Origin of the sequence: Lacrimispora indolis DSM 755 (assembly GCF_000526995.1) — a bacterium.
GTDB lineage: Bacteria > Bacillota > Clostridia > Lachnospirales > Lachnospiraceae > Lacrimispora > Lacrimispora indolis.
On the sequence record NZ_AZUI01000001.1, the window covers coordinates 1,083,893 to 1,097,133 of the forward strand.

Sequence of the window (13,241 nt, forward strand, 5' to 3'; positions counted from 1 at the left end):
GGGAACTTTCTAAACAGCTTTTTGGTGCCCTGTAAGCATAATAAAAGAGCATGTTCCAAAGCTATGGATTATATACTCATAGCCTTGGAACATGCCCTATCTTATTTTGCTTCCTCAGAGGAATTCTTCCATCTCCATCTCCATCTGCCTTAAGGCCAGGGCATATCCCTTGAATTCTTCTGCCGCCCGTTCCTTCTTTTCCCCCTTATAGCAGATACGGTGCTCCATGCTGGCCCATAAGTCCATGGACATGGTGCGCAGCTGTATTTCTACCGGATAATATTCCATGCCGTCAGTGTGATAGACCGGAACTCCAAAAACAATGTGGAAGCTCCTATATCCGTTGGGCTTTGGGTTTGCAATATAATCACATTCTTTTATGACCACAATATCCGACTGCTTCTTTAACAGGCATACAATGGCATAAATATCTCTTACAAAATAACAGATGACCCGGATTCCGGCAATATCCGTCAGATAGTTTCTGGCCGAATCCGCACTGGCCTCATATCCGTTCTTCTCCAGCTTATTCTCAATACTTTCTTTTTGTTTGATTCTGTGTTGGACATGATGGATGGGGTAATTCTGATTCTTCCTTCTGTAATCTTTGTTCAGCACATCCACTCTGACACGGATATTTTTAAGTGCATCCTCATAGGGCTGGATAAAACAGAGATACTCTTCTTCAGTCATATTCCACCTCCCAGGTATTTCCTTGTCCAGTTATTAAGTATATCTTTTTTTTGTGTCCATATGGTGTCCATAGTATAAAATCCCCATAAAAACAGCCGGACAGGAATGCATGAGCGGTCCCGTCCGGCTGACAGCAGGAATTATTCCTGTCAGTCTTGTGTTTTTTGAACTTCTGATTCTTCTTTCTCTGCTGCTTCTCCCTCATGCTCATCGCCCTTTGCCATGAGAATAGTGCTTACAGGCTCGTCCTCATCTGCAAACAGGGGTCTCAGCTCATCATCATTCCTCTCCTCTTCCTTAGGCATGTACAGACTGAACACAGGAGACAGGATATAGGAATTGATGAACGCCAGCAGCGGAAAGCCAAACAGCATGAATATCATCAGCATCGGCGGCACCATGAATACGAAGGCAGCTGCTACCAGCACACCGTCAATGGCAATCATTCCGATGGTGCGGAACAAATGACGCAGGGACATGAAAAATGCATTAAAAAAGGTTCGCTTTACTGAGTTGAAAAATCTGGCCTGAAGCGGGAAAATATACGTAAAAACAGCCGCATAAATAAGAACCATTGCCAGGAACACCGTAAGCATTACGGTCCGGAATGCCCCGGAACCTGTAAACAATCTGGTGAAGAAGTATACATCGATCCCAAGGATCACTCCTACGGCCAGGAGAATGAGCCAGATCACCGTGGACTGTTTGAAATTTTCTTTAAACGATTTAAAAAAAGAGCGGATGGTGTATCCATCATCATCTCTTGCAAGTTTCAGGGTCACATAATATACGGCTGTGGTAGAAGCACCGATGGTAAAAATCGGAATGCTGCATATCAGCCACAGGATATTTAAAATAATCAAATCTCCAAATTTACCGATAAACCGCCATACCGGATTATCATAATTAAAAAAACCAGAAAACATATGTTTTTCCCCTTCTCATAACGGCGTTAAAGGATATTATAACGGATTTGCCCTTAAAATGCAAACGTTCTTTCTTATTTCACTAAATTTTTATAATTATTTTAATGATTTTTTTCTGTTGTGTGATATAATGAGCGCAAGAGAGCGAAGAGGAGCTTGCTCCTCGGCGCGAACGGCGAATGTTGATCATGATTCGTAGAATCATGATATAATGAGCGCAAGAGAACGAAGAGGAGCTTGCTCCTCGGCGCGAAGGTTGAATGTTGATCATGAACCCCAGGTTCATAATATAATCAATAATACTTGCAATTAATAAAGAAAGAGGTTTGAATCATGACCCCATACGAGGAAAAAAGCCTAAAGGATACCCTGCGGGAAGAGCGGAACAAAATAAAAAGTATGAACCCAAAGGACAGACCCTGGTACATCTGGGAGTATTACAGGATTCCCATTATCATCGTCATCGTGGCAATCATCCTTATCTCTTCCATTGGCTCAGCCGTCTATAACAACCGGTTTGAAACCGCCCTTTCCTGTGTCATTTTAAACAGCAGCCCAACAGGTGAAGCCGATTCTGTAGATGAATACTTTAACCAGGGCTTCCGACAGTACATTGGCCTTAAGGAGGATGCAAAGATCGATGTGGACTACTCCATGTCTCCCACCTTTGATGAATCCTCCATGAATGAATTTACCTATGCGCAGCTGGCCAAACTCACCGCCATGATATCCAGCCAGGGACTGGATGTTATGATCGGAAAGCCGGATACCATAGACCATTTCGGGGAAATGGGCGGGTTTTTGGACTTAAAAGAACTCCTCCCTGCCGATTTTTACGACAAGGTGAAGGAAAACCTCTATTTTGTGACCAATCAGGAAACAGGAGAAAAAATAGGTTGCGGCCTTCTCATGGAAGGTACGGATTTCTGTGAAAAAACCGGCCTCGCCATAGATACCCCGATCCTTGCAGTTATGAGCAATTCCACTCATACAGACACATCCCTGGATCTGATCCGCTATGTGTTCGGGCAATAAAGCGAAACCCCAAACCCTCCGCCAGCTTTATGGATGCATGATTTCCTTCATGGATCCTTGCATAAATCCTCTCTGAAACAGCTGCGGCACCATAGGAAAGGATTGCCCTGCAGGCCTCCTTCCCATACCCGTTCCGCCTATATGGAGAAAAGATGTGATATCCCAGTTCCACCGGGGTATCATTATTTTTTGCTGCCTCTAAAAATTCTTCCTGCCCGTCAAGGTCTAAATTGCAGATTCCTGCCCTTCCCACAAGCCGCCCTGTGCTATGGTCAACCAAAGCCCAGATACCGTATTCATAAAAGCCGTATTGATGCCTGATGTAAGCTGTTAAGGATTCTTTCTTTAAAAATAAAGCTTCTGGCATCCCGGCCTCAGACTCCACCGGCATAGCAGCAAAATCATGAGGCACAAACTCCCGGATCAACAGCCTCTTGGTTCTGGCAATATTCCATGGAAGCCCCTCTTTTCTCCGGACGACCCGTTCTAGTAATCCAGCATCAATGTCTTCAGGAGCTTCCACCACATAGGCCGCAGGTGCAAGATTCTGATCCGCCCGTTGACCGTCCCATAAACCAACGATGGCCCTGCCTTCCGCAAAAGCAGAACGCAGGGCCTCATGATCATCGGATATGGTAACCTGGAAAACTTTTCCTTCTACTGTGATTTCTTGTTCCCAGGTCATTTTCTTAGCAGGTCTCCGGTTCCGGATACTCTTCTCCAAAGGTCTCCACGGTCATGGACTGGATCTTCTGCTCTTTCATAGGGCGGTCATTGTAATCTGTTTTCACATCAGCAATTTTATTTACAATATCCATGCCTTCCGTGATCTTACCAAATGCAGCATAAGAGCCATCTAAATGGGGAGATGCCTTGTGCATGATGAAAAACTGGGAGCCGGCAGAATCGGGGTGCATGGCTCTTGCCATGGAAAGCACTCCCTCTGAATGCTTGAATGCATTGGAAACGCCGTTCTGGCTGAACTCTCCCTTAATAGAATAGCCGGGGCCGCCTGTTCCGCTTCCCTCCGGGCAGCCGCCCTGAATCATAAATCCATTGATAACTCTGTGGAAGATCAGTCCGTTATAAAAGCCTTTCTTTATAAGACTGATAAAATTATTTACTGTGTTTGGTGCAATTTCCGGATAAAGCTCTGCTTTCATTACATCGCCGTTATCCATTGTAATCGTAACAACCGGATTTTTCATGTTTTTTCCCTTTCTTCTTTATTGCCCATATATTTTGGCATAAAGGTATACCTGTAAGGTATTTTCTCTTCCCTACCCGTATTCTCCGGGCTTAAAGGTATGCCTGTAAAGGCACTTTTTGCGTCAGATTCCGCATATGGCTATATTTTATCAAATACTCATGGGTTTGTACAGCCCCATTTGAAAACATACACTTACCGGCTTTTTCAAAAGCGCTGCTTTAGATTCCTCCTCTTTGTGATCTGACAAAAATAGTATATATCAAACTTTTTGTTTTATTATTTGCCGATATATATAAAGTTTTTCTTTATCTTTAAAACATTTTGTTTGACCATATTTAGAATAAATGATAAAATAAAGACAATTGCAAAGCTTATAAAAGTAAAAGGAGGTGTTATATGAAATCCATTTATGATAATTGGGATTTCTGGCAAAAGTTATTAAGTATGTTAGAAAACCAATTTGGCAATCGGTGTGAAATAATTTTACATGATTTAACGAAAGATTATGCCCACACCGTTGTGGATATTCGTAATGGCCATATTACCGGGCGAAAGGTAGGAGACTGCGGCAGCAACCTTGGCCTGGAAGTGCTTCGCGGGGAGGTAAAAGATGGGGACCGTTACAATTATGTGGTACATACACCAGACGGAAAAATCCTCCGTTCCTCCACAATGTTTCTGTATGATGAGGACAAACGGGCAATTGGTTCTCTGTGCATTAATCTTGATATTACCCAGACCATCGCCATGGAAGGTTTTCTGCATCAATATAACGGCTATATTCCGGACGCAGAGCCTAAAAAGCAGGAAAAAGAAACATTTGCCGGTAATATCAGCGATGTCCTTGATTTTCTGATTGGACAGGCTGCAGAATTAAGTGAAAAATCAGTGGAGGAAATGAGCCGTAATGAAAAAATACGTTTTGTTGGCTATCTGGATGCAAAAGGTGCTTTTTTAATCACAAAAGCCAGCGACCGTGTTTGTGATTATCTGAAAATCTCACGATTTACCCTTTATAACTATCTGGATCTGGCCAGAACCGAAAAAAAGGAATAAGGTTAAAAACTATGAGTATTTACGAGGAACTCTGTGGATATTGGAGAGAATCAGTTTTTAATGGGAAAGGAGCCCTCTTATGAATACCCCCCAAGTGGTCCGGTATTATGATGCTTCCAGAAATCAATTCTGCAATGGATTACTTCATGGAGAAGACCAGACTTATCATGTTGACCACATGAATGACGGCCCAGCAGAATCAAACCTTTTTTTAAGTCCGGGATGGATTGATATGCATACACATATTTTTGATGGTTTCGGCCTGTTTGGCACCAATGCCGATGACATCGGTTATAAGACCGGCACCTGTCTCTTAGTGGATGCAGGAACCGTCGGAGAGTTTACATACCATGGCTTTACCACCTATGTTGCTCCGACCATACAAACCAAGTATAAACTATTTTTATGCATCAGCCCTATTGGGGTTATATTTCATCACGACTACAATGCCATGGAGTACCTTAATGGGGACCGTTGTGCCCAGTTTATCCGGGATCACATAGACCTGATCACAGGTGTTAAGGTGCGCATGGGCAGTGAGACAATCCGGCACGAGGGCCTGGAACCCTTAAAGCTGGCAAGTGAGGCCGCCAGGAAGGCCGGGGTCCCTATGATGGTTCATGCAGGCGGAAATCCGCCCTATTTAAAGGACATGGAGCCATACTTTGAAAAAGGAGATATTATTACCCATGTGTTTAACGGGAGGGGTAAGGACTGCTGGAACCCGGACGGTACTCCTTCAACAGCCCTCCAAAAGCTGATTGATAAAGGTGTATGGCTGGATATTGGCCATGGAAGCAGCAGTTTTGATTTTCATGTATTTGAAAATGCCTTAAAGCATCCCCTTCCACACCTTCTCATGGGTACGGACTTACATCAGTCCTCAGTCAAAAAACTGGTCAAAAATATGGGCTGCCTCCTCTCAAAGTTATACGGCTGCGGTGTTCCTTTGGAGGAAATCATGTACGGAGTGACCGCCGGACCTGCCAAAGCATTGGGACTTACCGACTGGTGCGATTTACGGAATGTAAAAAATGCAACCCTTTTCCGTATCCTTGACCATACGGAAACCTATGAGGACTGTCAGGGTAATTCCCGCATTTTCCACAAAGCAATCCAACCGGACGGAGTTATTTTAAATGGAAAAGCCATGTTTTGATTTCAATGCAATGATATAATAAAAAACCGCACTTTGGCGGTTTTTTATTATATCACGATTCCATTTAAATCGGCATCTTTTAACAGCCTCTCCAGTTTGATCTGAGCTTCTCTTAAAAGCCTGATGACTAAGGATTCCTTTTCCGGGTTGTATCGAAATACCGGCATGGCTATACTCATAGCGGCTATCACTTCCTCATCGCGGCGGATGGGAACTGCAATGCATCTGACATACTGGGTGGATTCCTCGCACTCAAACGCCAGCCCGTTTCTATGGATTTCATCCAACTGGTAGCATAGCCTGTCCATCTCTGTGATCGTATGGGGAGTCAGTGCTTTTAATCCTTCCGGGTATAACCGTATGACTTCCTCTTTTGATTTTCCTGACAACAGTGCTTTTCCAATTCCCGTGGCATACGCCGGAAGACGCTGTCCTGGTGAAACCACGGAACGAACAGGTTCTGTGGAATCTACTTTGTATAGATAGAATACATCCCCTTCTACCAGTTGTGCAAAATAACAGGTTTCCCCGCATGCTTCCACGATCATCTTCATCTGGGACTGGATATCAATGGTCAGTCCGCCTCTTCTTATATAGGAGTTCCCGATTTCATAAGCCTTGTAGCCTATCGAATAGCGTCCTGTATCCACATTCAGCGAAAGCATATGCAGTTTATAAAGCGTGTGTACAATCGGAAGCAAGCTGCTTTTGGGCGCGTTCAGTTCGGAAGCAAGCTCTGTCAGAGTCATTCCCTGGGCAGGACCTAAAGTCAGCCGCTCCAACATCTCTATGACACGCTGGGTTGCGCGATGGAATTCCTCTTTTGCCACTGTTTCATTCCCCTCTCTCATTCCATAATATACCATATTGTACACACTTTTTTCCTATAGTACAAGTACTAATTATCCTTTTACCGCTCCCTGTGTCATGCTGCTGATAAAATAACGCTGCAGGAAAATAAACAGGACCACAATGGGTAAGCTGGAAAGCAGAGAAGCCGCCATAAGGTCATTCCACATGATTTTATCATAGCCTGCCATCTGGCCGATGGCAACCGGAAGGGTCTTCATTTTTTCTGCTGTAATGCTCAGCATGCTGAACATATACTCATTCCAGCTTTGGATGAAAGCATAAATCGTAGTGGAGACCAATCCCGGTAATGTAAGAGGAGCTACAATTCTCCAAAATATCCTAAAATGATTGCAGCCGTCAATTCTTGCCGCTTCATCCAGTTCTCTGGAAATGCTGTTAAAAAATCCATACATCATCCAGGTGCAAAACGGAATCACACTTGCAATATGCACCAGCACAATTCCGCTTCTGGTGTTAGCCAGGCCATAAATAGTCAGCAGCTTATAATATGGTACAAACAGCATAACTGCAGGAAACATCTGGGTTACAAGAATAAACATCATGATGGCCCCTTTTCCTTTGAACCGGAACCGTGAAAACCCATAACCTGCCAAGGTAGAAAAAAACACCGCAGCCAAGGTTGATGCAACGGAAATAAAAACACTGTTCTTTAGATAAGTAAAAAAAGGATATTCCGTAATGACATTCTTATATGCCTCAACAGAAAACCGTTGGGGAAATAAAGTTACCGCCGAGCTGGTCATGATTTCATTGATCGATTTCATGGATGTAGACAGCATATAAATAATTGGCATCAGAACAATCAGGCTGCCAAAGGTAAGTCCAATGTAGCAAAATCCATTGATACGTTTATTCTGTTTATTCATCCTTTAAAAACCTCCTCTGCAGGATACTGATCACCACACAAATCAGAAATACCACCACTGCCAGCGCAGAAGACGGCCCGAAATCAAAGAATTCAAATGCCCTCTTATAAATATCCACTGCAATTGTATTGGTAGCTCCGTTAGGACCTCCCTGAGTCAGCAGCCAGATCATGGTAACATGCTTAAACCACCACACTACATCCAGGATCAGGGTTACTGATAAAGTTGATTTCATGCTGGGAATGGTCACATACCAGAAGGTCTGAAAATTGGTGGCCCCATCAATTCTTGCCGCCTCAATAATCTCGCCGGAAACAGTCTGCAAGCCTGCAAGAAGCTGAATCATGACCAATGGATATCCCTTCCAGATGCAGATAAAAATCAAAACTGCCAAAGACAGTCTGGGGGATCCCAGCCATGATATAGGCTCCTGCAAAACACCAAGAGAGACGAAAGCGCTGTTTAAAAAACCCATAGTAGGATTAAGAATCCATCTCCATAAGTTTGCGACAACCACTTCCGGAAACAGCCAGGGAAGCAATAAAATAGCACGGAAGATAGTCCTTCCTTTGATTTCACGGTTAAGCATTAATGCAAATAAAAATCCAAATATAAAATGCCCTGCCACCACGCCTACGGTAAAAATCAATGTAATTTTCATGCTGGCATAAAAATTTGACTCTCCTAAAACGGCAATATAATTTCTGATTCCAACAAAATTCCACTTATTTACAAGATTTGTTTTAAAAAAGCTGATATAAATTCCATAACAAAACGGATATAAAAGTAATAAAGCTAACGTAATGACCGCCGGTGTTACAAAGCCATAGGCAGTGACACGGGCTTTTAACCGGTTCATTCTTTTATTCAACCCTTGGTTCAAGCCATCGACCTCCTGATATCGCGGGAAAAACCGGCCTGCCGAAAAGCAGACCGGCCTCCTTTCCTGTTAACCTTCGTTTGCTGACCCGCAAATTTTCTCTGCTCTTTCCTGAGCTTTTGCAGCCGCTTCCTCCACGGTAGACTCGCCTGTAAATACGGACTGATAGGCTTCCCCGTGCACATCGTTAATTTCACTGTAACCGGTGATTGCCGGTGTCTCATATATGGTCTGACGGGCCTTTAAAAATCCCTCTAATTCCGGCATAGATTTAATTTCAGGATCTTCAAGAGCCTCTATTCGGGTTGGAAGGCGTCCTGTCATAACTGAAAATTCAATTTCTCTGTCTTTTTCTAACATAAACTTAATGAATTCTGCTGACTCTTTTTCGTGCTTGCCTGGAGTAATAAAATAACCGAAACCACCAGGAGTGCTGACAGATCGTTCTACTGCCGGTACAGGGAAGGAACCAAGTTTTCCTTTTAACTCCGGAACCTGGGATGTAATTGCTCCAATTGCATTAGAGCCGGTAATGAGCATAGCAGCCTTACCGGAAGAGAACAGGTTCACTGCGGTGGGATAATCCGTCTCAATCACTCCCGGAGGAACAGTCTTATAGGTCACATCCAAATCCGTATAGGCTCTTAATGCATCAATGTATTTTTGTGAACCAATATCTGTGGTCCACTTTCCTTCGGCATTCTGGGCAAACTCATCTACGCCAAAATTACGCAGTACATACTGAAATCTGCCGGCACCGGAACCATTGTTTGTTCCTACCAGAGTAATTCCATAATTGCCGTCACCTGTTAAAGCCTTGGAGGCTTCAACCATTTCTTCCCATGTTTCAGGAACCTTCACACCCTTTTCATCGAAGATATCCTTGCGGTAAAGGACGCCGGAAGCCCCTCCAAACCATGGTATTGCATAGGCAGTTCCATCCACGCTGGCACTTGCAAGACTGGCTCCCTCAATTCCCTTTATGTAATCCTCTCCAAAAATCGGGGCCGCTTCTGCTGCAAGCCCCATATCCACAATAGTACCTGTGTCCAAAAGATTTGCCAGGAAAAAGTCAGGCATGGCATTGGAGGTCGCCAGGGTAATATACTTTTTCATCAGATCATTGGCGCTGACTCCCTCCACTTCAACCGTAATCCCATTATCCAGCGCATTAAACTCTTCAATGCACTTTTTTTCAAAGTCTCCTTCCGGAGACTCCAGAATCGTGGAAGAAATATATGTAATTGTTACATCCTCCTGTTTACCTTCCGTTTCCTTTGATTCAGACTGGCTGGGTTCCGATGCTGTGGATGGGGAGCCGCCGCTGCATCCAGCAAGCAGGCCTGCCATTAAAACTGCCGATAAACCTAATGCAAAACCTCTTTTTCTCATGTTCTTCCTCCTTTTTTATTACCATTCAATGGGGGTTCCGTCATAAGTCTTCCACATTGGATTCTTCCAGTTATGACGGTTTTTATCTTGCTCTATCACCAGATCTTCATCCACCTCAACTCCCAGCCCCGGGCCTGATGGAATCTGAACAAAGCCATTTTTAAAATCAAACACTTCCTTATTTTTTAAGAAATTAATTCTTGGATTGGTATCGCTTGCATCGTGGATCTCTATGCTCTGTTCCTGCAAAACAACATTAGGAGTGGCTGCATCCATCTGGATACAGGCTGAAAATGCAATGGCATCTAAGGGGCAATGAGGCGCTACTGCCACATCGTAGGCTTCTGCCATAGCGGAAATCCGCCTTGCTTCGCTGATACCTCCCGCATGAGACAGGTCTGGCTGAATGATGTCCGCATACCCTTGCTCAAACAGCTCTTTATAATCCCAGCGGCTGTACATCCTCTCTCCAATGGCAATGGGCGCGGACGTATATTTTGCAATCTCTCTCAACGCTTCTTTATTCGTTGGTAATACCGGTTCTTCTATGAATAACGGATGAAACTGGTCCAGTTCACGTGTCAGAACCTTTGCCATAGGTTTATGGATACGTCCGTGGAAATCGATTGCCATATCCACATCATAGCCAATGGCATCACGGATGGCACCTACCTTTTCCATTAACTTGGTTACCCCACTCCATGTATCAACATAATGGGTCGCATCGGTCGGAGAAGTCTTGATCACCGTATAGCCTTCCTCCACCGCTTTTTTTGCATCTGCTGCCACCTCTTCCGGAGTATCTCCGTGAATGCTTCTGTAAACCTTAACCTTATCCTTCACACTGCCTCCCAGCATCTCATAAACAGGGGCATTGTAATATCTGCCTTTGATGTCCCACAGTGCCTGGTCAATACCGGCAATGGTGCTCATCATTACCGGGCCTCCTCTGTAAAAAGCACACCGGTACATAGTCTGCCAGTGTTCCTCAATCTTCAATGGATCTTTTCCGATAAAGTAGTCACGCCACTCCTTCACAGAGGTCTCCAAAGTAGCTGCTCTTCCCTCCACAAGGGGTTCTCCCCAGCCGCTGATACCGGCATCTGTTTCCACCTTTAACAGAAGAAAACGGTGAGGCATAAAATAGAGCTTCATGTCTGTGATTTTCATGTTAAACTCATCCATTCCTTTCTCTGCCTTATTATTGTTGTTCGTAATACAGAACTCAGTTCCTTATATAGCTCGCATATGTATCATAACCCATGTCTTTGTGTATGTCAACTGCAAAAAAGTAAATTTAATAACTTTATTTGTGCATTATTTACTTTATTATAATGTTTTAGATGAGATACTTCCGGCATTTTCTTTTATAAAAAGCATATTATCATAAAAAGCTATTGACATATTCCTGTGAAAAGCCCTATAATAATTCCAGTATTACAAACTCAGTCCTTATATAAGAACAACACTATTCAGAATCAGGTTATCCGCTGACAGGAGGTTATAACCATGACAACTTTTGAACGAATTCGGGTCGGCCGCATTATCACTATTATCCGGGGACTCGGTCTGGATGATGCGGGTAAAACCGTAGAAGCCATACATGCCGGAGGGCTTGGCCTTGCCGAAGTCACTTTTGACCAGACGGCTGTTCCAAGCATCACCGGAAACATGATCCGGAGCCTTAGCCGGGAATTTAAAAACCGGGTATTATTTGGAGCCGGTACCGTTATGACAATGGAACAGCTTTACACCGCTTATGAAGCCGGCGCTGCCTTTATTATTTCTCCAAATTCGGATTTATCCATCATCCGGGAAACCAAACGCCTCGGTATGCTTTCCATGCCAGGCGCCTTTACAGCAACTGAAATAGCACAATGTTATGAGGCAGGAGCCGATATCGTAAAAATATTCCCTTCCGATTCTGCCGGGCCGGATTATATCAAAGCACTCCGGGGGCCTTTGCCTCATATTCCTATAGCTGCCGTAGGCGGGGTGAATCTGGAAAATATCACTTCATTTTTTCTGGCAGGTGCATGCTGCGTTGGCATTGGCTCCAACATTGTAGACAAGCAGGCGGTGGCACAGCATAATTTTGATGCGGTCCGCTCACTTGCGGCCGCTTATGCAGCAAAAACATCATAAGAAAGTTGGTGCTTTCCTTGTATTACTTTTATTTTGACTCCGGTACGACTAATACACGTGCCTACCTCATACATTGCCATCAGATCATACGCAGGGTAGACATTCCGGTTGGGTCACGGGATTCCGCACTAAAGCATGACAGAACGGTTCTTATGTTGGCATTAAAAAGACTGTATCATAAAATTCTTCAGGAAGAAAACCTTGGAGACAAGGATGTCCAGGCCATCTACATGTCCGGTATGGTTTCTTCCTCTTCCGGCATGGTTGAAATTGAACACTTATCCTTACCAGTGGATTTCAAAACCTTAAAAGACAGCATTGCAGCTTATGAAGATACAGAATTTTTCAACCGTATCATTCATATTGTCCCAGGCCTTAAAACACTTCCTCAGGGCGTGACTGCCTCATTGGATACCGTTGCCCTGGCAAACAACATGCGTGGGGAGGAAATTGAAATTTTCGGCATACTTCACCGCTGTCCGGAGCTGGCGGCAGGCCACAGCATCATAGTGCTGCCGGGTTCCCATACACAGACAGCGTTTCTTTGTGACGGCAGGATTGAAGACATATCTTCCACCATAACAGGCGAGTTGTTCCACGCCATTGTCAGCGAGACCATCTTAGGTTCCAGTCTGACCGGAGGAATAGCCGAGGAAATTATACCTGAACTGGTATGCATGGGATATGAAATTATTCATAAATATGGCTTTAACCGCGGGCTCTACGTGATCCGCAGCATGGACTTATTTGCAGAGTCCACTCTGGCTCAGAGAGTTTCTTATATGGAAGGGGTATTAAATGGAGGGGTTATGGATGCGATCGCTCAGATTATGAAAGATTCTTCAGGAACCATTGCCATAGCAGGTCCCCATATGCAGTATCAAATTTTTTCTGCACTTGTAAAAAAATTTTTTCCTCAATTTCAGATCATGGAAGTGCCCGTAAGACAAGATTGTCCGTTTTCTGTGGAAGGATTTTTAAGCCTTCTATACGATTAAATGTGAAA

Annotated in this window: 14 protein-coding genes; 5 read left to right on the forward strand and 9 right to left on the reverse strand. The window is 44.0% G+C overall.

The window, feature by feature from the left end; all coding sequences use genetic code 11:
- Nucleotides 1-114 precede the first annotated feature (114 nt).
- Together K401_RS0105235 and K401_RS0105240 are read right to left on the reverse strand one after the other, a co-directional pair.
- The gene (locus K401_RS0105235) at nt 115-693 is read right to left on the reverse strand and encodes a GTP pyrophosphokinase (RefSeq protein ID WP_024291969.1); all 579 of its coding nucleotides are present in this window, start codon (nt 691-693) and stop codon (nt 115-117) included.
- Nucleotides 694-842: 149 nt separating this feature from the next.
- A complete protein-coding gene (locus tag K401_RS0105240) occupies nt 843-1,619 on the reverse strand; it encodes a YesL family protein (protein ID WP_024291970.1) in 777 nt (258 codons plus the stop codon).
- Nucleotides 1,620-1,952: 333 nt separating this feature from the next.
- Between K401_RS0105240 and K401_RS0105245 the strand changes: the two genes are divergently transcribed.
- On the forward strand, nt 1,953-2,654 hold the full coding sequence (locus K401_RS0105245; protein WP_024291971.1) for a hypothetical protein: 702 nt from the start codon (nt 1,953-1,955) through the stop codon (nt 2,652-2,654).
- Here K401_RS0105245 and K401_RS0105250 read toward each other — a convergent pair.
- Both K401_RS0105250 and K401_RS0105255 read right to left on the reverse strand, forming a co-directional pair.
- Nucleotides 2,590-3,339, reverse strand: a complete 750-nt coding sequence (locus K401_RS0105250) for a GNAT family N-acetyltransferase (protein WP_024291972.1) — start codon at nt 3,337-3,339, stop codon at nt 2,590-2,592. The two genes, K401_RS0105245 and K401_RS0105250, sit on opposite strands and share 65 nt — an antisense overlap.
- A 4-nt stretch (nt 3,340-3,343) precedes the next feature.
- Nucleotides 3,344-3,862, reverse strand: a complete 519-nt coding sequence (locus K401_RS0105255) for a peptidylprolyl isomerase (protein ID WP_024291973.1) — start codon at nt 3,860-3,862, stop codon at nt 3,344-3,346.
- A 398-nt stretch (nt 3,863-4,260) separates the two neighbouring features.
- On the opposite strand from K401_RS0105255, the gene K401_RS0105260 reads away from it, so the two are divergent.
- Together K401_RS0105260 and K401_RS0105265 are read left to right on the forward strand one after the other, a co-directional pair.
- Nucleotides 4,261-4,920 carry a helix-turn-helix transcriptional regulator gene (locus K401_RS0105260; protein WP_024291974.1) on the forward strand — a complete coding sequence of 220 codons (660 nt, stop codon included), beginning with the start codon at nt 4,261-4,263 and terminating at the stop codon, nt 4,918-4,920.
- Nucleotides 4,921-4,999: 79 nt separating this feature from the next.
- On the forward strand, nt 5,000-6,079 hold the full coding sequence (locus K401_RS0105265) for an amidohydrolase family protein (protein ID WP_024291975.1): 1,080 nt from the start codon (nt 5,000-5,002) through the stop codon (nt 6,077-6,079).
- 47 nt (nt 6,080-6,126) lie between these two features.
- Here the strand turns inward: K401_RS0105265 and K401_RS0105270 are convergent, their stop codons facing one another.
- The 5 genes from K401_RS0105270 to dgoD all read right to left on the reverse strand — a co-directional run bounded on the left by K401_RS0105270 (nt 6,127) and on the right by dgoD (nt 11,260).
- The gene (locus tag K401_RS0105270; RefSeq protein ID WP_024291976.1) at nt 6,127-6,945 is read right to left on the reverse strand and encodes an IclR family transcriptional regulator; all 819 of its coding nucleotides are present in this window, start codon (nt 6,943-6,945) and stop codon (nt 6,127-6,129) included.
- Nucleotides 6,946-6,981: 36 nt separating this feature from the next.
- Nucleotides 6,982-7,818: a carbohydrate ABC transporter permease gene (locus tag K401_RS0105275; RefSeq protein ID WP_024291977.1), complete on the reverse strand. Its 837-nt coding sequence runs from the start codon at nt 7,816-7,818 to the stop codon at nt 6,982-6,984.
- Nucleotides 7,811-8,701: a carbohydrate ABC transporter permease gene (locus K401_RS0105280; RefSeq protein ID WP_242837942.1), complete on the reverse strand. Its 891-nt coding sequence runs from the start codon at nt 8,699-8,701 to the stop codon at nt 7,811-7,813. The genes K401_RS0105275 and K401_RS0105280 overlap by 8 nt, the downstream gene beginning before the upstream one ends.
- 66 nt (nt 8,702-8,767) lie before the next feature.
- Nucleotides 8,768-10,090 (reverse strand): ABC transporter substrate-binding protein, encoded by a 1,323-nt coding sequence (locus tag K401_RS0105285; RefSeq protein ID WP_024291979.1) that lies wholly within the window; start codon nt 10,088-10,090, stop codon nt 8,768-8,770.
- 18 nt (nt 10,091-10,108) lie between these two features.
- Nucleotides 10,109-11,260 carry a galactonate dehydratase gene (gene dgoD, locus K401_RS0105290; RefSeq protein WP_024291980.1) on the reverse strand — a complete coding sequence of 384 codons (1,152 nt, stop codon included), beginning with the start codon at nt 11,258-11,260 and terminating at the stop codon, nt 10,109-10,111.
- Nucleotides 11,261-11,599: 339 nt separating this feature from the next.
- On the opposite strand from dgoD, the gene K401_RS0105295 reads away from it, so the two are divergent.
- Both K401_RS0105295 and K401_RS0105300 read left to right on the forward strand, forming a co-directional pair.
- Entirely contained in the window at nt 11,600-12,235 is a 636-nt protein-coding gene (locus K401_RS0105295; RefSeq protein ID WP_034619898.1) for a bifunctional 4-hydroxy-2-oxoglutarate aldolase/2-dehydro-3-deoxy-phosphogluconate aldolase, read from the forward strand.
- A gap of 8 nt (nt 12,236-12,243) precedes the next feature.
- Complete coding sequence (locus K401_RS0105300; RefSeq protein WP_242837943.1) at nt 12,244-13,233, forward strand: 2-dehydro-3-deoxygalactonokinase; 990 nt, start codon at nt 12,244-12,246, stop codon at nt 13,231-13,233.
- The last annotated feature ends 8 nt before the right edge of the window (nt 13,234-13,241 follow it).